A 23,397-nucleotide genomic window follows, 5' to 3' on the forward strand; every position below is an offset into this window, starting at 1 on the left:
TTTCCAAAAAGTTGTCAGCAAGTTTCTGCAATTCTGCTCCTTAAATTAAGAATATGCAGATTTTTCAAACTGAGACTCGACTAATTCTACGCCAAATACTTCAGAAAAGCAGTGGGCTACGCAAAAACGTACTTCTTGACATTTAATACCGGGAATCCAGTCTGCTAAACTACCGACAGCCTTATCAGCAATGCCACAAGGGATAATACGTTCAAAGCCTTTTAGATCAGGACAAACATTTAAAGCAAAACCGTGCATAGTCACCCAACGACTGACTTTAATGCCTATGGCTGCGACTTTGTAACCTTCTAACCATACACCAGTAAAACCGGGAATGCGATCGCCTGACAATCCATAATTTGCCAAAACGCGAATTAACACTTCCTCTAGTTGACGCAAGTACCAATGCAGGTCTTGACGATAACGTTGCAGATTTAAAATCGGATACCCCACCAGTTGACCAGGACAATGATAAGTTACTTCACCACCTCTTTCAACTCGATGCACATCATACTCGCTTTTGTCAATATCAAATTTGATAAATTCTGAATTAGCTCCTTTACCCAGAGTGTAAACAGGGGGATGTTCTAGCAAAATGAGTACGTCATCTAGGCTGGGGTTATTGATACGTTCTTGGAGAAGCGATCGCTGCCATTGATGAGCATCTAAATATGGCATTAATCCTTGGTTGTATAAAAAACACCGATATTTTGCGGTTGCACTACTATGAATCATGCCAAAAATCAATTGGGTAAATGACTAAATATATTTCAACTTGCCATAATAAAGTCAATAAATGTCAAGCTATGCAAAGGATTTTAAAGGAACATCAAGGGAATTAGCTATATAAACAACAAAGTGTTAACTTGAATATATAACCTCAATGGTGTTAGGAGGAATTCTCTACAATCATCATCAAGCCAAGACAATAGGAACGAACGGACTAGGTGATAGATTTTCAGAAATTGATGACATTGATCAGGATAAAACTTCGACAAAGGCTTGTATATTATTAAATAAAAGATAACCAAGCCTACAAAATAAAGAAGGAGCAAACACTCCTAAGTTTGTAAATGTTGCTCTAACAAACACAGCAAGGATATAAAAGTCAAAACTGCTGTATTTACAGACTTTATGGACATATCCGATTGTTTAGCAACCCATTGGTAAACCGAGCAGAGTTTGACAAAGTAAATCAAGGCTAGAGGTGGTCATAAATAAAGATGCGACAGCCATACATCAAAAGCAGTTCAAAATTTGTATTAGCGGCAATGATAGACTGACCGCAATCTCTGTTCATACAAAATACATTCACATCAAATAAATATTGAGCGGGAGAGTTTACATGAAGCTTGTCATCCACGGTAAAAATATAGAAATCACCGATGCCATCCGGGAATATGTGCATCAAAAAATTGAAAAAGCAGTTAGTCACTTTCAGAACATCACAAACGAAGTGGATGTCCATTTAAGCGTAGCTCGCAATCCCCGAATTAGTACCAGACAAGCTGCGGAAGTCACTATATATGCTAATGGTAGCGTCATCCGTGCCGAGGAAAGCAGCGAAAACTTATATGCAAGTATTGACTTAGTTGCAGATAAAATAGCCCGGCAACTGCGTAAATATAAAGAACGAAGACAAGACCACAAAACCCAACCCATACCAACCAACGAGGTAGTAGCGCCTGAACCAGTAACTGATTTAATAGGCGATCGCACTCCCGAACTACCAGGAGAAGTCGTCCGCACCAAATATTTTTCCATGCCCCCCATGACCCTTGCAGAAGCCCAAGAACAACTGCAACTCGTAGGACACGACTTTTATATGTTCCGTAACGCCGAAACCGGAGAAATTAACGTCATTTACGAACGTAATCACGGCGGTTTTGGTGTCATTCAACCCCGCAACGGTAACGGTCATACCAACGGCAAAAATGGCAAAACAGCTAACATCGCTGTACCAGAAAAATCTAAAGCCTAATTAAAACGCAGAGGAACGCAGAGAATATACTCTGTGAACCTCTGCGCTAACCTTTGCGCCCCTCTGCGTTAAAAATCCTCCTACTTTGCAGCCAACTGTTGCAGAGTTTTCAAAGTTTCCTCAACATGGCCTTTAAAATTCAACATAGAATCAAACACATACTGCACAATTCCCTGTTGGTCAATTACATAAGTCACCCGGCCGGGGATAAAACCAAAAGCAGTAGTTGCACCATATAGCTTCCGCACCTGATCACCTTGATCACTCAAAAGCGTAAATGGTAAATTGTGCTTGGCTGCAAACTTCTGGTGAGACTCGCTAGAATCACCACTCACACCAATCACCTCAGCACCAACGCCTTTAAATACTTCATACTGATCCCGAAAAGCGCAAGATTCCATAGTGCATCCTGGTGTATCATCCTTGGGATAAAAATAAAGGACAACAGCCTGTTGACCACGAAAATCTCTCAGGCTGACTGTAGAACCGTTTTGGGCAGGTAAAGAAAAATCTGGGGCTTGATCTCCAACTTTGATAGCCATATTAAAAAATTCAAACATTACTTAATAAAATTTTACCTTGTAACTTAGTCTATAAATTTTCCTTGATAAGGTGCATCGGGCGGGGTAGGGTAGATAGTTATCAAAAAAAATAATCCGCCTATGCGCCTGACTTCACTCGATGTGTTTCGCGGTATCACCATTGCGGGTATGATTCTCGTCAATATGGTGGGAGTCGCAGATAATAAATATTCCCTTCTAGATCATGCTGAATGGAACGGTTGTACACCAACTGATTTAGTATTTCCTTTTTTTCTGTTCATTGTTGGTGTAGCAATGACCTTTTCATTATCAAAATACACCGCAGACAACAAACCCACCAAAGCAGTTTACTTACGCATTTTGCGACGTGCTGCAATTCTCTTTATTTTAGGATTACTACTTAACGGCTTTTGGAATAAAGGTGTTTGGACTTTTGACTTAAGTAGTATCCGCTTAATGGGAGTATTACAAAGGATTAGCCTTTCCTACCTGTTTGCATCTTTGATAGTTTTAAAACTACCACGCAAAAGTCAATTGATATTAGCAGGGGTTTTACTTATTGGTTATTGGTTAACAATGATGTATATTCCCGTTCCCGAATATGGTGCAGGAGTATTGACGCGAGAAGGTAATTTTGGCGCTTTTATTGACAGATTAATTATTCCCAAAGCGCAGTTATACAAAGGTGATGGTTTTAATTTTATGGGAGATCCAGAAGGATTATATAGTACAATTCCCGCCATAGTTAGCGTTTTAGCTGGTTATTTTACTGGGGAATGGATAAAAGATAAAAAACAAGCTAATTCACAAACCAGTATGGATTTAGTATTATTCGGTTTGTGTTGTTTAGTAATTGGGATTATTTGGGATGTAGCATTTCCCATTAATAAGAAACTATGGACAAGTTCTTATGTTGTATTTACCACTGGTTGGGCATTAATGTTATTAGCTGCTTGTTATGAATTGATAGAAGTGAGGGTAATAAAACGCTGGAGTAAACCATTTGAGATTATGGGCTTAAATGCGATCGCACTTTTTGTTGCATCTGTCTTGTTAATCAAAATCACAGCAAAAACCCAAATTGGCACAGGTGAAACCGCCATCAGCATCTACAATTGGATTTACCAAAATATCTTTGCATCTTGGGCAGGGAATTTCAACGGATCACTTTTATTTGGGGTTGTTACCGTCTTGTTGTGGTACGGTGTTGCTGTCTTGATGTATCAGAAAGGCTGGTTTCTTAAAGTGTAAATAAAACTCTTGTAGGGCGGGCATCTTGCCTGTCCAAATTCTGCGAATCTGGCTTTATATCTCTTCTTTTGAATCAAAATCTACCTTATTTGGCTTCAGTGATTAAAAACTTTTCGGTTCAAAGAATTTATCAAAGCCTTTTCTCATCAATCCTTCTTTCAATTTTTTATCTCCTGTCCATAATAAGCCTTCTAATTCCAATGTTAAAGCAACATGAGGAGTGTCACTTTCATCAACATCTTTACATAAAGTATAAGCTGCTGCTCGGTTATCAGGTGCAATTAAGTCTTCTTTATAGAGATTGAGTCTTTGTAATAATATTTGGTAAATTCGCACTATTTCGTTTTCAGATAACTGACTAACTTTGATTATCTTTTCTTTACGCTTAAATAACTCTACCAATACTAGCTCACAGATATAATAACTATATTCTCCTTGAAAAAGGAGGTTAGTAAAACTAGATTGGCTGTTCAATAAAGCTGAAAATAAAATATTTGTATCAACAATAATTGGCTGATTTCTAGACACTATTTACTCTCCAACAAATTTATGTTTGATATTTGACCACACATCAATATCAATTTCCTTTGCTAAAGCTTCAGCTTGTATTATTGTCATACTGCTTTTTTTTCTGAAAGACTCTAACTCAAGATAATCTAAAAATTTCTTGAGAGTATCTAGCTCAATAATATCTTTTTTGAACCTGATGATCAGGTCTTGATTCTCTACTGTGATATTGTAAATTTGATCTGACATAAGATGATAGTATTTAGGTAGTTGTAGGATAGGATATACTTGGATGTTTATATTATCTCAAAATTAATGGGGTTTGGACAAAGATTTACAGGGAATTAATACCCAGTGGCGGTTTATCTTCTAAAGAAAATAAATTACTGACATTGATTCCTTCATCTTCAATAATTTGTTTCCAAACATGAAAAATGGTATGTATAGGAAAACCTGAAGAACCACCAGCCGTATCAATCATATACTCATCCTCTTGAGGATTGAGCATTTTGACACACATATCAATTACATAGCGGGGTGTAAAATATTGTCCCTTTTCACCTTGAATAATTCCTCAAAAACATCAGCTCCAGCATTTGCTAAAACCTCATCTTCCATTTCTTCAATTAAGGCTTTTAGCGATTTTTTCTCAGAATATAAGCAACATCCCCGCTTTCTGTTTGTTTGATAAAAATGGATTTCTCTAAAGTATCAATTTCTTGGGGTGTAAATTGAGAAAGCTTGTAATTAGAGTATTTGAAAATTGCAGCAAGATTCATACGATTGTTAGTTTTAATACTATTCGCTAAACGCTGAGAAGTTCCAGACATACCGGAACCCTCAAACTAGATAGCTGAACTAGTATAAAACCTAGTCTGACATTTTGAATCAGGTAACAAAATTTTTGTTACGTTCCCCTACAAAATCAACCCATCAATTAAACCGCCACCTCCGCAGTTTCCAAAGCTTCCAAAGCATTAATTTCATCTAAAATCCGCCAGATTTCCTGCATCATTGGATCTAGACCAGTGCGAGTTACAGCAGAAATTATGAAAACTGGTGCTAAAGCCAGATGATTTAATTGCAAAGCTAAAGCCTCCAAATCAACAGTTTCTCTATCAACTGCATCAATTTTATTCAAAGCTAAAATTTGCGGACGTTTTGCTAAACCCCTTCCATAGGCTTTTAATTCTTCTTGAATAGTATGGAAATCAGCAATTACATCTTCACTCGTTGCATCAATTAGGTGTAATAAAACCCGTGTGCGCTCAATGTGACGTAAGAAATCATGTCCTAAACCGGCACCATGAGAAGCACCTTCAATTAATCCGGGAATATCAGCGAAAACAGTACCGTCACCAGTTGGTTTTTTCACTACACCTAAATTAGGAATGAGAGTAGTAAAAGGATAATCGGCGATTTTCGGACGTGCGGCTGATAAAGAAGAAATTAAAGTTGATTTACCTGCATTTGGTAAACCAATAATTCCCACTTCTGCTAACAATTTCAACTCTAAACGCAATATTTTCCTTTCTCCTTCCAGTCCAGGAAGTGCGTATTCTGGAACGCGGTTACGGTTACTCAAAAAATGTTGATTTCCTAGTCCACCTTTACCACCTTCAACCACTCGAAAGCGTTGCCCTGGTTCAACTAAATCGCACAATAAGGCGCTTGTTTCCGCATCATAAACAGTAGTACCGCAGGGAACTTCGATAATTAAATCCTTTCCACCTGCGCCGGTGCAATTATTGGGGCCGCCACGTTCCCCATTTTGGGCTTTAAACAAATGCTTGTATCGAAAGTCCAGCAAGGTTTGTAGGTTTGTATCAGCCACGAAAATGATGGAACCGCCTCTTCCACCATTCCCACCAGAGGGGCCGCCTGCTGGTACATATTTCTCTCTGCGGAAGGCGACGATACCATCACCACCTTTACCTGCTTCTACTTCAATTACTGATTGGTCTATAAATTGCATATTTTAGTCATTAGTCATTGGTCATTGGTCATTGGTCATTGGTCATTGGTCTTTTGGATGTTGACCGATTGAGTTGAGATAGGCGTTTAATTGGGGTGCTAAGTCATTAATTATGAGCTTGAGTGTGTTAATTTGTTCGTCGGTTAACAAATTACGGCTATATGCTCGTCTTAGCCAGTGTTGAGTCTCGTACAAAGATCCTCGTGCTATTCTAATGAATCGCCGATTGTCTTGATAACTTCCTCTTCCTACACCTTCTGCTATGTTCGCACCAATGCTATCTGCTGAACGGATGATCTGCTTACCCAATGTATTTTGGGGTAATGACTCCCATTTGTTAACGATTTTCCAAATCTCATCAGCTAATTTTTCTGATAGCTGATATACCCGTAATTCCTGAAACCTCTTACCTCCCATTATCTCACCTAACTATTGACTAATAACTAATAACTAACGACCAATGACTAAATATATGCAGAAATATCTTCACCGCAGTCATCAGCAAGGTAGGAAAGGGCGCGGAAGCGTAAACCTACTAGTTGTTCATACAATGGGTTAATTTTGCACATTGGTGGGATGTGAACTATTTTGCGTCCAAATAGGGTGACATCTCGCTCAAAGGGACATTGAGAGGGGATCATTTTGCACAAAAACCTGGCTACTCTGGGATCTTGAATATCTAGCTTGTCCAACCAGTCCCGCATGGGGTGAAGTATATCTGGTGGGTGTAGGATGGGTTCTTCTGTTTGTTCTGTCGCTTCTAGGGTATGACGTAGGGCTGTTAGGGCTTGTGTTTGCAGTTCTAAGGCTTGACAAAACTGTTGCAGAAGTTCCTCTTCGCTGGGAGAATATGTTCCATCTGCGATCGCTACCATTACTGCTGTTCGCAAAAAATTCTCCGCTGCTGATGTACCTTTACCCAATACAGCAGCTAATTCTTCTGGTGTAATTATTTCTAGTGAATTCCAGTCCAGACAAGGGGCTAACTCATCTTTGGTCAGGCTGGTAATTAACTCCTGTTCTTGGGCATCAAAATTACCATCAGCCCAAGCAATAGACAGTAATCCACGTAACCAAGCGGTAATTTGTTCGCTGCTGTATGGGGTTTTAACAGCACTTTTCATAAAACTCACGCCTCAACTTTTTCTCAATCTTTACTAAGCTTAAGCTACCTTAATTGTCAGTTTTGCGTTAGAATCCCTCTGAGAGTATTATTGAGAATTCTTTCTATTTACTATATGTTTTTTTTCGGGATTGAACATGAAGTTGCTTTCCTTAACCATGAAGGAAAGTTTGCTGATTTCTCTTGTACAAAATTTGCTGAGTTTAATCAAATTGTTGATCGGCTACCTATATACCCCAATGACTACCCACAATTAAGAGTAGGTGATGCTGGCATTAAAAAAAAGCGTTGGTATATTGAGGGGTTTGAAAGATTTGCCGATTCAGAAGAGGTAATTGACTGTGTAGCGAAAGGCATCGAAATCAGAACAACTATTCACTCCAGTATTCAAGGAGCAATTACTGAATTAACAGCAAGTTTTAACTTACTACGTGAAGTGTCTGCTAGTTTTGGGTTTTTACCTGTTTTAGTTAGCTTTAACCCTTATACTGACATTTTTAAACCGACACCACCATTAAATGATTTTGAAATTAGGCAATTACAAGCTTATCCTGATGAACAAACTGCTCATATTTATATGGTTTCCTATGGGCCAGATTTAAATATTTCTCTAGCAGATTTACCTATTGAAAATGTCATTGATATAGGTAAAAAGTTAACTTACTATAGTCCTTATATTGTTCCTTTTAGTTATAGTTCTCCTTTTTTAAATGGGGGCTTATGGGAAGGTCTATCAATAAGGACATTTATCAGGACTGGAAAAAGATCAGCAACATTAGTTTTTGTAGAAAAACAGGAACAACTTATTCAAAGTGTACCTTCTTTAACAAAAGTAGCCCGCATTCCAGCAGAAGTAGGTCGGATTGAGTTTAAAGCTTGTGATAGTTGTGATAATTTTGCTATTTATGCAGGTTTATTAGCTTTATTAAAAGGTTTAGCATTAGATACAACTTTGTCGGGTAGAGCTATTATACCCGATGCTAATTTACACCAAATTTCGGCAAAATATGGGTTTGATAATGAAGAGATTTTTCTGAATACAACCAAGATTTTAGAAGTTGCTGAAATTGCTCTGACAAATGACCCAGATATTGAGTTTTTAAAACCGCTAAAAATTATTTTGGCAGAAAAGAAAACCAAATCTCATCAACTCATTGAAATCTTCCAAAATGTAGGTTCTATCAAAGAAACACTTAAGAAAACTTACGATTTTGGTGATTAGTGATTGGTGGCAGAAGAAAGATCAATTTTCCCCATCCTCTCCCTGCTCCCTGCACTCCTGCCCCCTGCCTTATTTCTTAGGTGGAATCTTTTCCATGGGGATGAGTACTTCCATCACAGCCTTGACAATTGGTGCTGCAACAGTTCCACCATAGGCATTTGCTCCTTTTGGCTCGTCAACTATTGCTACAACTACATAGCGGGGGGCTTCTGCTGGCAAAATACCCACGAAACTGGTAATTCTTGCTCCCGGAATATATCCACCATTGGGACTGGCTTTTTCGGCTGTACCAGTTTTACCTGCGATGCCGTAGCCGTTGATTTTTGATGCTTTACCTGTACCCACAGAAACCACTGTTTCCATCATGTCTACTACCTTTTGGGCAGTTGTGGGAGAGAAAATTTGGCGTGGTGTGGGCAGAGTGGGGGAATAATGCATTTTGCCTTGGCTATCAATTAGCCCTTGGACTATATGCGGTGTTACCAATTTACCACCATTAGCTAAAGCACCATGCATTTGTACTAGCTGTAATGGGGTCAGAGAAAAGCCTTGACCAAAAGAAGTAGTTGCTGGTTCTATTGTTGAGGACAAAAATTCTTCTTGACTTTTGAGCCGACCACCGACTTCAAAGGGCAGATCCGTATCAACTTTTTGTCCTAGACCTAAACGCTCCAGCCAGTTGTAGTATATTGAGGGGCGCATTCGTTGAATGATTTTAACCATGCCCACGTTACTAGAATGTTGAAGAATTTGAGCAATATCAATTTGTCGAGGAGCATTTTTTTCAGCATTTTTGATAATGCGATCAGCTACCTTCATAGTTCCTGGGTCACTGAAGACATCATCTGGCTTAATGGCACCATTTTCTAGAGCGATCGCAATATTCAAAGGTTTGAACGTTGAACCTGGTTCATAAAGATCTGCTACAATCCAGTTTTTGAACAGGGAAATATCTGCTTTAGAATATTGATTCGCATTATAAGTAGGCTGAGAAACTAAAGCTAGTAAAGAACCATCCCTAGCATCCATAACAATGACTGCCCCGCGTTTAGCTTGGAACTTATCTATCTGTTTTTTGAGCGCAGTCCGGGCAGCACGTTGTAAGCGGCTATCAATAGTCAGTTGCAGTTTTAAGTCATCAAAATGTAGAAATCCCTCAGGTGCGTGATTTGGCATTAAGGCCCCGTTACCTGCCCGACTGAGACCGTATAGTTTGTACAGAGCGTTCCAACAACTTCTCTTGACTGTATTCCACCCCTGCCTGACCGCGACGGTCAAGATTAACATAGCCGACCACATTAGCTACTAAATCACCCTGTGGGTAAAACCGGGAATATTTTTCAATCAACTCCAGGCCATTTAAACGAAATGAAATTATGCGATCGGCAATATTTTCAGCTACAGAATTGGATAGCAGAATACCACTTTTTCTACTTTTAAATATTTTTACTAAATTGTCAGCATCTTTACCCAATACAGGAGCAATTTGCTTGGCCATCTCTTCATTAGATTTATCAAATAGTTTGGGATGGGCATACAAAGTATAAACAGGGCGGTCAATTGCCAAGATATTATCATTGCGATCAACCACTGAACGACGAGGCATAAAAGGACGCAAATTTACCATTTGCTGACTTCTAGCCCTTTCAGTCAGCTTTGATCCCTGAAGAATTTGCAACCGATACAAATTCAAAGCCAACCCCATCCCACCAGCAATTAGCACACTCCAAGCTATCAAAAGTCGAGACTTAAGATTTGGGACTTGGGCTTGAGTTTTAGGAGTATCATTCCCTGGGAAAACTTGCCTAAAAAACTTTCGCTGCCTTGTGAATTCCAAATTTTGCAAATTTTTGAATTTTGTTCTGCTTGGCGACTTCTGCATTGGGATTGTCCTTTGTCAGTTGTTTGTTGTTATGACCAATGACCAATGACTAATGACCAATGACCAATGATTGTGGATATTAATATCCCATAGGTGATTTCGTTTGGGGCTGTGTTTCTGTATTCGAGACTGTGGTAGAAGGTAGGGAATTAGGTCTATTAGATGTCGGTGGCAAGAAAATTGTCCCGCCAGGACTTGGTGATACAAGACCTGCCGCTGCTTGTTCTGCCTCTTCAGCCATTTTGCTGGTTAGAGTTGCATTGGTTGTGGTCAATTGGCGTTCGTTACGTTGTAGACTTTGCAGCGTGCGATAAGCTTGACTCCAAAGCTCTTGAGAATATACTGTCCAACCATAAACCACAAGTGTAGCTGTCACAAACAAAAATGCCGCTGCTGAAGAATAACGGTAGACAGAGTTTAAGCGTAGCAACCAAATAGGTGCAGCCTCAGCAGTAGGCATCATGGGTAAGCGAGATTGTCCATGAATATTGGCAACTGCTTTTTTGCCTTCTTCTTTCTTTACAGAGAGCATGGTTGCCTCATTTGTGGGAGAAACTGATAAATTTCTGGAGGAATTACGTTTTCTTCTGGGGCGTACTACTGTGAGTTCATTCGCCTCTGTAGAGGTACTTGGCTTATTTGTGTCCAGACTCCCAGAAGGTCGCTGCCTTTGGGGCAGAGCAGAATTTCGCTTGAACCAAGTATTTTTTGTAGAAACAGCCGATTTACGGGCAGCAACCATAATTTTTGGGGATGGTAAACATTGTATTTGAACTCTAATGCTGGTTATTGCTAGGGTTAAAGTCCTCTATTTAGCAATCTGCACAGATAAAACCTCTCCAGATTTTCTTCGGTGACTCCACCACAATTTACATTCACCAGGTAGTGTAATGCTCACCTGGGTAGACCAACTTATCAGGTATTACATACATCTAAGATTATGGCAATGTAGAGCATTCTGCGGCAATAGCTGACCACAAAGCTCGTTACCTTAGAAAATAGGGGTTAAAAAAAATCAACAAATAAGCTATCTTATTGAACAGGTGCAAGATTTCTATTGCCCTTATTTGGTGAAAGAGGAGTTATGAAAACAAAAATCTTTGGTTTGGCTCTAATGTTAAGTCTGGCTACAGTTCTTGGTGCTTGCGAAAGTAGTACGCCACCTGCTGGTACTACCAGTACTCCTGCTGCTACAACAGGTGGAGAACCATCTGATACTGGTGCTACCCCTGCAACTACCCCTGCAACTACTCCCGAAGCTACCCCCGCAGCTACTCCCACTACGACTCCTTAATTCATTTTGGATAGCGCTCCTCACCACATCGCTATCACTTAAACAATTTTGAGTAATGAGTGCTGAGTAAAAAATAAAATTAGCTTGGCTCAGTATCAAATTGGTCTGTAGCCCCTGGCTTTGGGTCTGGAGCAAGAAAAAAGATTTATTTCGAGCCGAGAGTGGATGAGAAATAATGTGTTTTTACTTAAATCCCCAACCCCTTCGCTTCCCTATAGGGTGACTCAGTAGCACGGGCTAAATGCCCAGCTACAGCTAACAGCACTTTGATTTTTGCTAGCAACTTGAGGACACGAGAAAAAGCGGTTTCTACCGCCTCTCAGTGTCCATCTATAAATTTAAGCTGGAAAAAATATCACTTTATCAATAAGCAGCTTTATGTTGCTACTGCAATTTAGTACATCTCACTATTGTCGCAAGGCTCGCCTGGCGCTGGGTTACAAACGAATTAGTTACCAGGTAGAAAACCTTACACCTGGCTTGCATATCCTGAAACTGAAGCCGCTAACTGGTTTAACTACTATGCCTGTGTTGTTGCCCCAAATTCAGGGACAACCGCAAGCGATCGCAGACTCTACCCAAATAGTAAAATTTTTAGAATCTTATCAGCCAGAACCTTCACTATTTTTAACCAACCATGAACAGCAAACTGAAGCTTTGATGCTCGAAGATTGGTTAGATGAAAGTATTGGTACAGCAACAAGGTTTGTGTATTATCACTTTCGTGCTGGTGATGGTAAACAAATTGACCCTTCTCTATTCAGTCAGATGGTGATTGGGGTAGTAAGAAAACAGTATGGTATCAACGATGCTAATGTAAAATTAGCTACTGACAGGTTAGCGATCGCTCTGGCGGAGTTATCTATCCGCTGGCAAAAAAGCGAATATTTGGTGGGTGAAAGCTTAAGCGTAGCGGATATTACCGCAGCTGCATTGCTAAGTCCTTTAGCCCTTATTCCTCAGTACCGTCAGGGATATCCCTGGTTATTTGAGCGGATTGTGCAGATTCATCAATTGTGTGGAGAGCAACTGCCACCAGGACTAGTGTGAATACCATTTGACTTTAAGATTACAAACAGATGGCAAGGGAGCAGGGGGGAAAATTAAAAACGAATGATTGTATCGGGCTTCTCGTGAAATTGTCTGAGATGTCAAAATGGGTGGGGAAGCAGGGGAGAGAGGAGAGTGAAAAAGATAAAAGCCATATTATTTACGATTTTGTGTTTTAGCACTAGTGTTTTAGTGGTGGTAAGTAGCTATTGGGGAAAAACTGGGATAGGCTACGCCGCGCCGCAAGCGATAGGCTACGCCGCGCCGGAGGCGATCGCATTATTACCTCCACCAGAGGATACACCAGAGGAAATATTGCGAACAGAAATTATTACCGAAGCGCGATCGCCCATTGATGGTAAGCGTCTAACAGCGTCCGAATATGCAGAATTACAAACACAACTGCAAACAAGTCCACCACCAAAGCTCGATGCCAGAATTAGAGACCAAATATTCCTCCTCCAGTTACGAAAAGCATTATTACAGCTTTTCCCATTTTTAGATATTTAGGCAGAAGACGCAGGGAGACGTTTAATCACCAATTACCCAATCAAGATACATTCTGATGTAGGATAACCGTGACGACAAAAGTGCAAATAAATGTAAAGAATATATATAGATCTTAAAAAAGTAGATTTAGTTAATCACCTTATTTTACGTAGGTAGCTTCATGTCCATGACCACGATCGCCCCTGAACAGGTTAATCGCATCGTTTGGAATCAGCATCACGATCCCTTTGAAATACTTGGTTTGCATCCCGTAGAGCAAAATGGTAAGACTGTCTGGGCTGTGCGAGCTTACCTACCAAATGCCAGTGCAGCATGGGTAATAGTTCCTGAACAACGGAAAGAATACCCTATGCACAGTGTGCATGATCCCCATTTTTTTGAATGCACAATTGAAACCGCAGAACTAACAAACTATCAGTTACGGATCAAAGAAGGGGAACATGAGCGCGTTACTTACGACCCCTACGCCTTCCGTTCAGTCAATCTAACTGAATTTGACTTGCATTTATTTGGTGAAGGAAACCATCACCGAATTTATGAAAAACTGGGAGCGCACCTCACCACTGTAGATGGAGTCAAGGGAGTTTATTTTGCCGTTTGGGCCCCCAACGCCCGCAACGTTTCCTTATTAGGAGATTTTAACCTTTGGGATGGACGCAAACACCAAATGCGTAAAGGCCACACCGGGATTTGGGAACTATTTATTCCTGAACTCGGTGTAGGAGAGCATTACAAATATGAAATCAAAAATTTTGAAGGACATATTTACGAAAAATCTGATCCCTACGGTTTTCAACAAGAACCACGCCCCAAAACAGCATCAATTGTCACAGACTTAAATACATACACATGGACTGATGAAAATTGGATGGAAGTGCGGCGTAACACCGACCCTCTCACTCAACCAGTTTCCGTCTATGAAGTCCATCTAGGTTCTTGGTTACACGCTGCTAGTGATGAACCAGCAAAAAGACCCAATGGGGAAACGCAAGCGATCGTTCCCGTATCAGAACTAAATCCTGGCGCACGCTTTCTTACCTACCGGGAATTAGCAGACCGACTCATTCCCTACGTCAAAGAACTAGGATACACCCATCTAGAGCTACTACCAATTGCCGAGCATCCTTTCGACGGTTCCTGGGGTTATCAAGTCACTGGTTACTTCGCTCCCACTTCTCGTTTTGGTAGTCCTGAAGATTTCATGTATTTTGTTGACCAATGTCATAAAAATGGCATCGGTGTAATTGTTGATTGGGTTCCCGGACACTTCCCTAAAGATGGACATGGTTTAGCCTTCTTTGACGGTAGTCACTTGTACGAACACGCTGACCCCCGCAAAGGAGAACACAAAGAATGGGGAACGCTGGTATTCAACTATAATCGTCACGAAGTCCGTAATTTCTTGGTAGCAAATGCCCTATTCTGGTTTGATAAGTACCATATTGACGGAATTCGTGTTGACGCTGTTGCTTCCATGCTCTACAACGACTATTGCCGTGAACCAGGAGAATGGCTACCCAACCAGTATGGCGGTAGAGAAAACCTAGAAGCCGCTGATTTTCTGCGTCAGGTAAATCACACCATCTTCAGCTATTTTCCCGGTGTTCTTTCCATTGCTGAAGAATCAACATCTTGGCCAATGGTTTCTTGGCCGACTTATACAGGTGGACTCGGCTTTAACCTAAAGTGGAACATGGGTTGGATGCACGATATGTTGGATTATTTCAGCATGGACCCTTGGTTTCGCCAATTCCATCAGAACAACATCACATTTAGTATGTGGTACAACCACAGCGAGAACTTTATGCTCGCCTTGTCCCACGATGAAGTGGTACATGGTAAAAGCAATATCATCGGCAAAATGCCGGGTGATACATGGCAAAAACTCGCTAATGTGCGTTGTTTATTTAGTTATATGTTCGCTCACCCAGGCAAGAAAACCATGTTTATGAGCATGGAGTTTGGCCAGTGGAGTGAGTGGAATGTGTGGGCTGATTTAGAATGGCATTTATTCCAGCATGAACCACACCAACAGTTAAAAGACTTTTTCCAAGCTCTTAACCACCTTTACCGTTCTGAACCAGCTTTATACACCCAGGATTTTGCCGAACCAGGGTTCGAGTGGATTGACTGTAGCGACAACCGTCATAGTGTCGTTTCCTTTGTCCGTCGTGAAAAGGATTCTGATAATTTTGTGATTGTGGTTTGTAACTTTACTCCCCAACCCCATTCTCACTATCGCATTGGTGTACCCGAAAAGGGATTTTATACCGAGATGTTTAATAGTGATGCTCGTCAGTATGGCGGCGGCAATATGGGCAATTTAGGTGGCAAGTGGACTGATGATTGGTCTTTGCACAATCGTCCTTATTCTTTGGATTTGTGTTTACCACCTTTGGGTGTGTTGATGCTTAAGTTAGATAAGCAGAAGATGGCTGAACTGATGGCATAACAGTTTAATTTATCCACATAAATTAGGATTTTGTAGGGGTACAGCAATGCTGTACCCTTATTTTTATGCTAAGGATTCAGTATACAAAATATTTGATAGATCAGAGAACAAGAAATGGTCAGAGGGAAAAATTTTCTTCTACCTTCTTCTTTGTTCCTTCTGACTCCATACTTGTCGGTTAAGCTAAAAACATTAAATTAGGTAGGTTGGGTTGACGCTAGGAAACCCAACATTTGCGGATTTTTGTTGGATTGCGCTGTCGCTTAACCCAACCTACATTTTAAATTGTATCTGGATCGATATTTAATTCTCGCAATTTTGCGGCTAACCGTTCGGATTTCATAGCTTCATTTTCTGCTCTTTTAGCTTGTATTTCTGCTTTTCTAGTTTCGTTTTCTGCTCTTTTAGCTTCTTGTTCTGCGCTTTCTTCTGGTGTAGATACTAGCTTTCCTTCTCGTGTAAAATACCGCAATAAACCGTTATGAATTCCTAAAAATAAACCTAGTTGTTGACTCCATAAATGTCCTTTTTCATTTGCTGATAGAGGTTGATATTTTCCATCTACTAAATGAAAACCTGCAAATTCTAATGTATAAGGATCAAACCAAAAATAATCTGGTGTACGAAAAGTATTTTGATAAAGTTCTTTTTTATATTCTTTATCTGTATTAGCTGTAGTTGGTGAAAGAATTTCTAAAATTACATTGGGATATTTACCGTCTTCTTCCCAAACAACCCAGCTTTTACGGGTTTTGCGTTCAGTTCCCAACACTACAAAGAAATCTGGACCTCGGAAATATTCTGATTTTTTCTGGTTAGGACTATAGTAAATAGTGAGATTTCCCGCAGCATAGAAATCATTTCTGTCTTTCCACAACCATTCTAAACATTTGAAAAGTAGGATTATTTGTCGTAGATGCAGTTCTGTTTCCACTTGAGGTTCGTCACTATATAAATCACCTGGAGGAAAAATTACATCTTGGGAGATGTTTTGTTGAAACTCTAATTCTTGAGCAATGATCATAAGATTGATATGGCATCAAGTAGTTATTTATTGATTATAACATTTATTGTCAGAATCAAGATATCCAGGATTTCAGGATTTACAGGATTTTTGTTAGTATCTGGATTTTGATGATTTGAAGATTTTAAGTATTTTTGTTAATATCTGGATTTTGATGATTTGAAAATTTCCAAAATTAATTGTGTGTTTCTCAAAAATAGTTCATCTAGAAAATAATTGAATCCTATACATCCTGATTAAGTCCTTGTTATCATCAGTGACAGAATTAGCAGAATAAAATAATTTGGTAGCCATGAAAATTATTTAATCCCTTCATCCTGAAAATCCTTAAATCCTGGATATCCTGATTCTGACATTTTCACTATTTCCCAGATTCCAATTTAACAACCCGCTTTCCTAAATCATTAACTTGTTGCTTTACTTCAACCACTAAAATTGATAGTTTATCAAACATTTTATCCCGTTCTGACTGTGACCAATTTCGTCTGGAATTCGTAGGCTTTGGAGGAGTAAGAGTTGTTCTAGAAGATGGAAATTGACGATTTTGACTGAGTGATAACTCAATTTGGTTTAACCTTAACTCTAATCGGCGTAAGTCAGACTCTAAGTTATTCACACGAAAATCTACTTGTTGTGATGAAGCAGAATTTAATAAAATTCCGCTCCAAATTATTATCACTAAAGTTCCAGCAAACAATAATTTTTTCAGCATTTTATTGACTGATTATCTATGATTATCTAACAGTTATTTATCCGGTTTTAAGCTAGAAAATATCTGGTTCCAGTTCATAGAGTTAGCATTATTTTCTCCCTGTTTTACCTCAAAAGTCAGATTACGCGCTTTTGGTTGTTGTAGAGATTGAATACAAATTTCAGCAACATCATCACGGCTAATTTTACCTCTGATATTATCACCTTGCTCAAATATTAATTCTTTTCCTCCTGTTGCTTCTGTTAAAGCACAAGGTCTAATAATTGTGTAAGGAATTCCACTATCTCTTAAACTATCTTCCCCTCTTAGCTTCCAAGTTAAAATTCCTCCTAATTGATCATTTAATCTCACCGCTGGTGGTTCTTCGTCTAAATTAATTCCTGGTCTTCCAGGACGAGTTACCCCAGCAGAACTAATAAAAACAAATTGAGGTAAACTTTCACCACCAAAAGCTTTGATTGATTCTATTTCTAATGCAAAACTACCAGGATTAAATTTCGGATTTAAAGCTCCATCATATTCAAATTTGCTCAACATTAGTTGAAATGAACAAACTTTACTAGAGTCAATTGGTGGACAATCTTTAACAGATTTAGCTCGAAACACAGGTGTTAAATCTGCAAAAGGAATGGTAATATCTATCCAGGTATTAGCTACAGTATCGAAAGCATAACTATAACCTACACCATCCCATGTTGATTCTGTTCTTAAAAATATTTTATATCGCTGTCCATCACCTTTGAGACGCAATTTTACACCTGTGTAACCTGATAAATCAATTGGTGGTGAAAAATTCTTAGTTCTCACAGAAGCAAATCCTCCAGAATTAGCGGTGGAAACATTACCAGCAAATAAGGCTATTTTTTCTAATATTTGAAAATTGCTCGCACTAACACCACCCATGACTACATCATCTAGCGCACCCCAGATATTTTTTAATTCTTCTGATGGTTGAGTAAAATCAAATATCGCTTTTTCACCTGTGTTTGGTAGATATTTAGCTGCTGCTTCTACTAAATTTTTTACACCTTTATATTCGACATTCTCAGGTGTATCGCCAACAATTTCTGGTAGATAAAATTTCACGCCTTGATTATATTTAGCTCTATCTGGTGTGTCTCCTTCTACTGGTTGGACACGCACTGCTGTACAACAAATAACAGCTTGAATATTACTCATAACTAAGCTGTTTAGGGTTTCGGGTTTGGTAATATCCCCAGCTACTAAGTCAACATCATTACCGACAATTAAACGCGCTTTTTCAATATCTCTGACTAAACAGCGAACTTTATAACCCTGTGCTGACAATCTTTTTACGACTCGCTTACCAACTCCACCAGTTGCACCTGCTACTAGAATTACACCCATTTTGCTTCCTCCATTTGGTTGATTTTGATTGTCTTGAGGATGGCTTTGAAATAACTTTTCTACCCAGTTCAAGGCAGGAAATACCTCAAAGTAGGTGAGGGTTTTGATGAATCTGCATAAGTCCCATTGAGAACGATTTTTTTCAGTCACGATTATTTCTACTCCTCTACTGTGCTTTAATTGTATCAATTTTAAGTTTTACATTTGCATCAATTGTAAAATTTTTTTGAACTAACCGCAGAGGCTCTGAGAAGCCAGTGCGTTAGCAACTGGCGCGACACAGAGGCAATTAAGGAAGTTTATGATAAATTATTTATGATTAGCATGGAAAATAAGTATCGGATTTCTATTATAATCAGGTATGATGAGTGCAATTTTATTTTGTTTATGAGCCAAGTTGAAAAAGTTCAAACTGAATATGAAAAATTTCCGCAAGGATTTTCCAGCATAATTATTAGTACAGTCAATGAAAAGGGTATTCCTAATACAAGTTATACTCCTTTTGTGATGGATGAATCTAAAAATATCTACATTTATGTGAGTGGGTTAGCTAGTCACACTACTAATATTCATGCTCATCCTCATGTTGGTGTTTTATTTATTGAAGATGAATCTAAGACTCCTAATATTTTTGCTCGTCGTCGTTTAAGTTTTGACTGTACGGCTACTTTAATTACAAGGGAAACTGAAAAATGGAATCAAATTGTCGAACAATTTCAAGACCGTTTTGGAGAAATTATTGAAATGTTACGCAGTTTGCCAGATTTTAGAATTTTTCAACTTACTCCAACTGAGGGACGTTTTGTAATTGGGTTTGGTGCAGCTTACAATATTAATGGTGATAATCTCAATCAACTTGTACAAATTACTAAAGATAATAATTCCTAATTCCTAATTATATATGCTGAAATTTCAACCCCCTGGTTTTGGTCATCAGGTTATTAATACATCCTTGGGTTCAATGATATATTATACCCAAACTGGTGAACCTTGGGATATTTCTAAAATTGCAGAATTACCACCTTTATTATTTCTACACAATTTTGGTGGTGGTGCTTCTAGTTATGAATGCTCTAAAGTCTATCCAGCATTTGCTAATCAATATCGAATTTTAGCACCTGATTTAATTGGTTGGGGAGAATCTGATCATCCTGTAAGGGATTATCAAATTCAAGATTATTTGACTACTATTAGTGAGTTTATTCACCAAACTTGTGATCAACCTGTAACGGTGGTAGCTTCTTCTTTAACTGCTGCATTTGCTATTCGTTTGGCTATTTCTGAACCTGATTTATTTAAAGATTTGTTTTTATTTTCTCCTTCTGGGTTTGATGATTTTGGTCAAGGTGCGGGACGGAGATTACCGCTTTCGGTGATTAATTTGCCTTTTTTGGATAATCTAATTTATGGTTTAGGTGCGGAGAATGAAGTTGCTGTTAGTAATTTTTTAAGAAGTTTTCTGTTTGCTAAACCAGAACGAGTTACTCAAGAAATGGTAGAAGCTTATTTGACATCTGCACAAAAGTCAAATGCTAAGTTTTCAGCTTTGGCATTTTTACGAGGTGATCTTTATTTTGATTTAAGTTTATATATTCAGCAGTTAAGAATACCCACTGTATTTTTGTGGGGTGAAGAGGCACAATTTACTAATATTAATTTAGGACGGAGGTTAGCCAGTTTAAATAAAAATGCGATTAGACATTTTCAAGGGATTGCTAATACTGGTATATTACCGCATTTGGAATCACCAGAAGTTGTGATTGGTTTATTATATAAATACCTTTAGATATAGCGGTTATCGGTTAAGTGAGTTACAAAAACCCCACCCCCAACCCCCTCCCCGCAAGCGATGAGGGGGCTATGATGTATTTCATTCAAATGCATACCGCTATAGTATAATTTTAACAGGTTTGAGGCGAACATAATAGGTTTATTTATTGTTAAACTTCATGTTGCAAGTGGTCAATTATTTTAAATATTGTTAATGTTGGGTTTCATTCCTCAACCCAACCTACGATGAATTGCGATTCCACTTTAACAAGTTTTATGTGAATATGATTTAATTATACCAACTGATAAAAAATGGTATGAGAAGCATAAAAATTAAATTACGTGAATTTTATTGATGTAAGAAGACTAAATATTTTTGAGATTTTGTTGGGTCGCGCTGTCGCTTAACCCAATCTACAATTTTATAAAATTCTAGTTTAGGTAATTAAAAATGATAACAAATATTAATAAAGCTGTTACTTATGAAGGTGGTTGTCACTGTGGTGCGGTGCGCTTTCGGGTGATGGTTGATAAATATAAAGTTGATGATTGTAATTGTTCAGTTTGTCGAAAAAAAGGATTTTTACATTTAATTGTTCCTAAAGATAAGTTTACTTTGCTGCAAGGGGAGGATGTTTTAACAAGTTATCAATTTAATACGGGAGTTGCAAAACATAAATTTTGTAATATTTGTGGAATTCATTCTTTTTATATTCCCCGTAGTCATCCTGATTGTATTGATGTGAATGTCAGGTGTTTAGATGGAGATGTGATTGGTGATTTTGAAGTTGTACCTTTTGATGGTGCCAATTGGGAGGATAATATTCATAAGTTAATTGAGTAATATAATCGAGAGGGTGAGGAAACCCCGCCCCTACAGATGATGATTCTGCTGATATAAATAAATTAGCAACAGACTCTATTGATTTAGATTAGTCAATTATTTTAAATATTGTTAATGTTGGGTTTCGTTCCTCAACCCAACCTACGATGAATTGCGATTCCACTAAATAGGAACAACTTTTATGAATTGGTATAGACCCATACCTGACGCTGATACATACGATGGATTAGTTTGTATTAACAAAGGAGATGCTGCATTCTTTTCTAATTTGATGAAAGACCATTATCGCCATCAAAAAAATAACTGAGTGGAGAAATATTCCTGTAAATATAGATATTGTGGGACAAGCAGGCGATTTTCCAAGTTTCATTGGTCATCATCTTGTATGTACAAAGAGAGCATGGCAACTAATACAGCCAATTATTACAAATTCTGTTGAACTACTTCCTCTAACTTGTAGAGAAGCTCAGTATTTCGTAATTAAAATAAATGATTTAGTTGATCCTTTAGACTACTCTAAATCAATATATGAGGATGGTTTCGGAGGTTTAATAAAGGTTAAATCATATGTTTTTAACGATGAAATAATCAAAAATAAACATATGTTTTGGTTTTCCAGAGGTTATCTTACAGTTGTTTCAGAGACGTTCAAGACTTTTGTAGAAGATCATCACCTAAAAAGTTTAATTTTTAGGCAGCTACAAATGCTTTGATTTCTGTTAGTGGAATCGCAATTCCTCTAACATACCTCTAAGATACAAGGTTGGGTTGACTTCATGAAACCCAACATTGGGAATGACACTGGATACTCTCGGCAGACTGCGCTGGACACCAACTGCTGGTAATGTTGGCAATCATACAGTTGTCATTACAGTAAACGATGGTAATGGCGGAAGTGGGCAACAACAGTATAACCTTTTGGTGGCTACTGATACTGAAGCGCCGAAGGTCAGGTAGAGCTGCGATGGCTACGCCGTGCCGAAGGCATCGCCCTAATATAGAATTGCGTATCATTGTCTGAAAGCCTTGAGATCATTGGGCTATGGATAATTCCGAAAATTCAAAAAACACCTGCGGAATGTGGGTTGCGTAAAAACAAAAAATAAATACAAATGATCGCCCCGATATTAACTCAGAGCGATCGCAGATAATTCGCTATCTCAAAATCTAGCCTAACAACTCTATGTTAGAAAAGATAAATTCTTGAACTGAAATATTACCTTCTGTTTCAGTGCGGATTTCCCGACGGTTTAAAATGGAATATTCACCAACTTTTTCATATTCGTCAGTGAAGAAACTTCTTCCACCTTTTTGTGCGCCGGTTTGGGGGTCATGATATACAGAGTCATAGGTATGAGACAGATAACCTGCACCTGTATCATGACTGCTGAAAGTGTCAATGGTGACAAAAGTACCATGAATTAAACGATGAACGTGGCAAACTTCGTTATTACGAACTTTGTATTTGTCACCTTCGGCTTTACCACCCATTAAAATTTCTATTGCACCAGTTTCGTCAGTTTTACCATAGCTAAAGGTATTTGCGCCGTGGGTATCTGCAAAGGCTCGACGAACACGGTGAATAGCGATTTCCCAAGCTTGTCCGTGAATTGCTTTTTTTGCGGCTTCGTCTTCTACGTCTAAGACTTCTGCTTTGAGATTAGCGTCAATTTTAACTTTTCCAGTCAATACTCGCCCGTCATACTTATAAGTGATATCTGCGGTATAACCAGGGAAATTTTGATCCCAGGTGTAGCGGTTTTCATAAGCAGCCTGGAAAAATTCTTGGGCTGAAATTTGAGTAACTGTCATGTGTTTATTGGTGATTAATAGAGTTTTATGGCTGTTGGTATTAGCATAGAGGTAATTATCGAGGTTCGTATAGTCCCC

Annotated in this window: 28 protein-coding genes and 1 pseudogene; 14 read left to right on the forward strand and 15 right to left on the reverse strand. The window is 38.7% G+C overall.

The annotated features are described in order from the left end of the window. Window positions 1-45 precede the first annotated feature (45 nt). On the reverse strand, window positions 46-735 hold the full coding sequence (lipB, locus tag ACOWPH_RS17645; protein WP_015216685.1) for a lipoyl(octanoyl) transferase LipB: 690 nt from the start codon (window positions 733-735) through the stop codon (window positions 46-48). Between the two features lie 610 nt (window positions 736-1,345). Here lipB and hpf point away from each other — a divergent pair. Continuing rightward, entirely contained in the window at window positions 1,346-1,981 is a 636-nt protein-coding gene (hpf, locus tag ACOWPH_RS17650; protein ID WP_015216687.1) for a ribosome hibernation-promoting factor, HPF/YfiA family, read from the forward strand. An 80-nt stretch (window positions 1,982-2,061) separates the two neighbouring features. On the opposite strand, the gene ACOWPH_RS17655 is transcribed toward hpf, so the two are convergent. After that, window positions 2,062-2,523, reverse strand: coding sequence for a peroxiredoxin (locus ACOWPH_RS17655; protein WP_042466159.1), 462 nt, complete (start codon window positions 2,521-2,523; stop codon window positions 2,062-2,064). Between the two features lie 120 nt (window positions 2,524-2,643). On the opposite strand from ACOWPH_RS17655, the gene ACOWPH_RS17660 reads away from it, so the two are divergent. Next, on the forward strand, window positions 2,644-3,774 hold the full coding sequence (locus ACOWPH_RS17660; RefSeq protein ID WP_015216689.1) for an acyltransferase family protein: 1,131 nt from the start codon (window positions 2,644-2,646) through the stop codon (window positions 3,772-3,774). 102 nt (window positions 3,775-3,876) lie between these two features. Here ACOWPH_RS17660 and ACOWPH_RS17665 read toward each other — a convergent pair whose 3' ends face one another. The 7 genes from ACOWPH_RS17665 to ACOWPH_RS17695 form a co-directional block, all read right to left on the reverse strand. Next, window positions 3,877-4,302, reverse strand: a complete 426-nt coding sequence (locus tag ACOWPH_RS17665) for a PIN domain-containing protein (RefSeq protein WP_015216690.1) — start codon at window positions 4,300-4,302, stop codon at window positions 3,877-3,879. A 3-nt stretch (window positions 4,303-4,305) separates the two neighbouring features. Next, entirely contained in the window at window positions 4,306-4,530 is a 225-nt protein-coding gene (locus ACOWPH_RS17670; protein WP_015216691.1) for a hypothetical protein, read from the reverse strand. 85 nt (window positions 4,531-4,615) lie between these two features. Next, window positions 4,616-4,789 (reverse strand): hypothetical protein, encoded by a 174-nt coding sequence (locus ACOWPH_RS17675; protein WP_242043098.1) that lies wholly within the window; start codon window positions 4,787-4,789, stop codon window positions 4,616-4,618. A 127-nt stretch (window positions 4,790-4,916) separates the two neighbouring features. After that, window positions 4,917-5,111, reverse strand: a complete 195-nt coding sequence (locus tag ACOWPH_RS17680) for a hypothetical protein (RefSeq protein WP_042465365.1) — start codon at window positions 5,109-5,111, stop codon at window positions 4,917-4,919. Between the two features lie 107 nt (window positions 5,112-5,218). Continuing rightward, window positions 5,219-6,256 (reverse strand): GTPase ObgE, encoded by a 1,038-nt coding sequence (gene obgE, locus ACOWPH_RS17685; RefSeq protein ID WP_015216692.1) that lies wholly within the window; start codon window positions 6,254-6,256, stop codon window positions 5,219-5,221. Window positions 6,257-6,298: 42 nt separating this feature from the next. Further along, a complete protein-coding gene (locus tag ACOWPH_RS17690) occupies window positions 6,299-6,673 on the reverse strand; it encodes a four helix bundle protein (protein ID WP_015216693.1) in 375 nt (124 codons plus the stop codon). 47 nt (window positions 6,674-6,720) lie between these two features. Beyond that, window positions 6,721-7,380 carry a Mo-dependent nitrogenase C-terminal domain-containing protein gene (locus ACOWPH_RS17695; protein WP_015216694.1) on the reverse strand — a complete coding sequence of 220 codons (660 nt, stop codon included), beginning with the start codon at window positions 7,378-7,380 and terminating at the stop codon, window positions 6,721-6,723. Between the two features lie 114 nt (window positions 7,381-7,494). Between ACOWPH_RS17695 and ACOWPH_RS17700 the strand changes: the two genes are divergently transcribed. Next, complete coding sequence (locus ACOWPH_RS17700) at window positions 7,495-8,601, forward strand: hypothetical protein (protein ID WP_015216695.1); 1,107 nt, start codon at window positions 7,495-7,497, stop codon at window positions 8,599-8,601. A 69-nt stretch (window positions 8,602-8,670) separates the two neighbouring features. Here the strand turns inward: ACOWPH_RS17700 and ACOWPH_RS17705 are convergent. Continuing rightward, a pseudogene (locus ACOWPH_RS17705) lies at window positions 8,671-10,483 on the reverse strand (peptidoglycan D,D-transpeptidase FtsI family protein). A gap of 79 nt (window positions 10,484-10,562) precedes the next feature. Beyond that, the gene (locus ACOWPH_RS17710) at window positions 10,563-11,015 is read right to left on the reverse strand and encodes a hypothetical protein (protein WP_422665603.1); all 453 of its coding nucleotides are present in this window, start codon (window positions 11,013-11,015) and stop codon (window positions 10,563-10,565) included. Here ACOWPH_RS17710 and ACOWPH_RS17715 point away from each other — a divergent pair. The 5 genes from ACOWPH_RS17715 to glgB all read left to right on the forward strand — a co-directional run bounded on the left by ACOWPH_RS17715 (window position 11,014) and on the right by glgB (window position 15,789). After that, window positions 11,014-11,256, forward strand: coding sequence for a hypothetical protein (locus ACOWPH_RS17715; protein WP_422665604.1), 243 nt, complete (start codon window positions 11,014-11,016; stop codon window positions 11,254-11,256). The genes ACOWPH_RS17710 and ACOWPH_RS17715 overlap by 2 nt on opposite strands. A 311-nt stretch (window positions 11,257-11,567) precedes the next feature. Next, entirely contained in the window at window positions 11,568-11,777 is a 210-nt protein-coding gene (locus ACOWPH_RS17720; RefSeq protein WP_015216698.1) for a hypothetical protein, read from the forward strand. 378 nt (window positions 11,778-12,155) lie between these two features. After that, the gene (locus ACOWPH_RS17725; protein WP_015216699.1) at window positions 12,156-12,827 is read left to right on the forward strand and encodes a glutathione S-transferase family protein; all 672 of its coding nucleotides are present in this window, start codon (window positions 12,156-12,158) and stop codon (window positions 12,825-12,827) included. Window positions 12,828-12,971: 144 nt separating this feature from the next. After that, a complete protein-coding gene (locus ACOWPH_RS17730) occupies window positions 12,972-13,337 on the forward strand; it encodes a hypothetical protein (protein WP_171815837.1) in 366 nt (121 codons plus the stop codon). A 160-nt stretch (window positions 13,338-13,497) separates the two neighbouring features. Continuing rightward, window positions 13,498-15,789, forward strand: a complete 2,292-nt coding sequence (gene glgB, locus ACOWPH_RS17735; RefSeq protein ID WP_015216701.1) for a 1,4-alpha-glucan branching enzyme — start codon at window positions 13,498-13,500, stop codon at window positions 15,787-15,789. 280 nt (window positions 15,790-16,069) lie between these two features. On the opposite strand, the gene ACOWPH_RS17740 is transcribed toward glgB, so the two are convergent. The 3 genes from ACOWPH_RS17740 to ACOWPH_RS17750 form a co-directional block, all read right to left on the reverse strand. After that, a complete protein-coding gene (locus ACOWPH_RS17740; protein ID WP_015216702.1) occupies window positions 16,070-16,813 on the reverse strand; it encodes a Uma2 family endonuclease in 744 nt (247 codons plus the stop codon). 361 nt (window positions 16,814-17,174) lie between these two features. Beyond that, a complete protein-coding gene (locus ACOWPH_RS17745; protein WP_015216703.1) occupies window positions 17,175-17,525 on the reverse strand; it encodes a hypothetical protein in 351 nt (116 codons plus the stop codon). A 33-nt stretch (window positions 17,526-17,558) separates the two neighbouring features. After that, entirely contained in the window at window positions 17,559-19,043 is a 1,485-nt protein-coding gene (locus ACOWPH_RS17750) for a CIA30 family protein (protein WP_015216704.1), read from the reverse strand. A gap of 237 nt (window positions 19,044-19,280) precedes the next feature. On the opposite strand from ACOWPH_RS17750, the gene ACOWPH_RS17755 reads away from it, so the two are divergent. The 6 genes from ACOWPH_RS17755 (at window position 19,281) to ACOWPH_RS17780 (ending at window position 22,464) form a co-directional block, all read left to right on the forward strand. After that, window positions 19,281-19,781, forward strand: a complete 501-nt coding sequence (locus ACOWPH_RS17755) for a HugZ family protein (RefSeq protein WP_042465371.1) — start codon at window positions 19,281-19,283, stop codon at window positions 19,779-19,781. Window positions 19,782-19,794: 13 nt separating this feature from the next. Further along, on the forward strand, window positions 19,795-20,679 hold the full coding sequence (locus ACOWPH_RS17760) for an alpha/beta fold hydrolase (protein ID WP_015216706.1): 885 nt from the start codon (window positions 19,795-19,797) through the stop codon (window positions 20,677-20,679). Window positions 20,680-21,114: 435 nt separating this feature from the next. Then, entirely contained in the window at window positions 21,115-21,507 is a 393-nt protein-coding gene (locus tag ACOWPH_RS17765; protein WP_015216707.1) for a GFA family protein, read from the forward strand. Window positions 21,508-21,688: 181 nt separating this feature from the next. Continuing rightward, window positions 21,689-21,814 (forward strand): hypothetical protein, encoded by a 126-nt coding sequence (locus ACOWPH_RS17770; protein ID WP_422665605.1) that lies wholly within the window; start codon window positions 21,689-21,691, stop codon window positions 21,812-21,814. 31 nt (window positions 21,815-21,845) lie between these two features. Beyond that, window positions 21,846-22,220, forward strand: coding sequence for an imm11 family protein (locus ACOWPH_RS17775; RefSeq protein WP_422665606.1), 375 nt, complete (start codon window positions 21,846-21,848; stop codon window positions 22,218-22,220). Window positions 22,221-22,302: 82 nt separating this feature from the next. Further along, the gene (locus tag ACOWPH_RS17780) at window positions 22,303-22,464 is read left to right on the forward strand and encodes a putative Ig domain-containing protein (protein ID WP_015216709.1); all 162 of its coding nucleotides are present in this window, start codon (window positions 22,303-22,305) and stop codon (window positions 22,462-22,464) included. Window positions 22,465-22,674: 210 nt separating this feature from the next. Here ACOWPH_RS17780 and ACOWPH_RS17785 read toward each other — a convergent pair whose 3' ends face one another. Next, the gene (locus ACOWPH_RS17785) at window positions 22,675-23,319 is read right to left on the reverse strand and encodes a DUF3386 domain-containing protein (RefSeq protein WP_015216710.1); all 645 of its coding nucleotides are present in this window, start codon (window positions 23,317-23,319) and stop codon (window positions 22,675-22,677) included. Window positions 23,320-23,397: the final 78 nt, after the last annotated feature.

The sequence above is a fragment of the Anabaena sp. PCC 7938 genome (assembly GCF_049315035.1).
Lineage (GTDB): Bacteria > Cyanobacteriota > Cyanobacteriia > Cyanobacteriales > Nostocaceae > Anabaena > Anabaena cylindrica.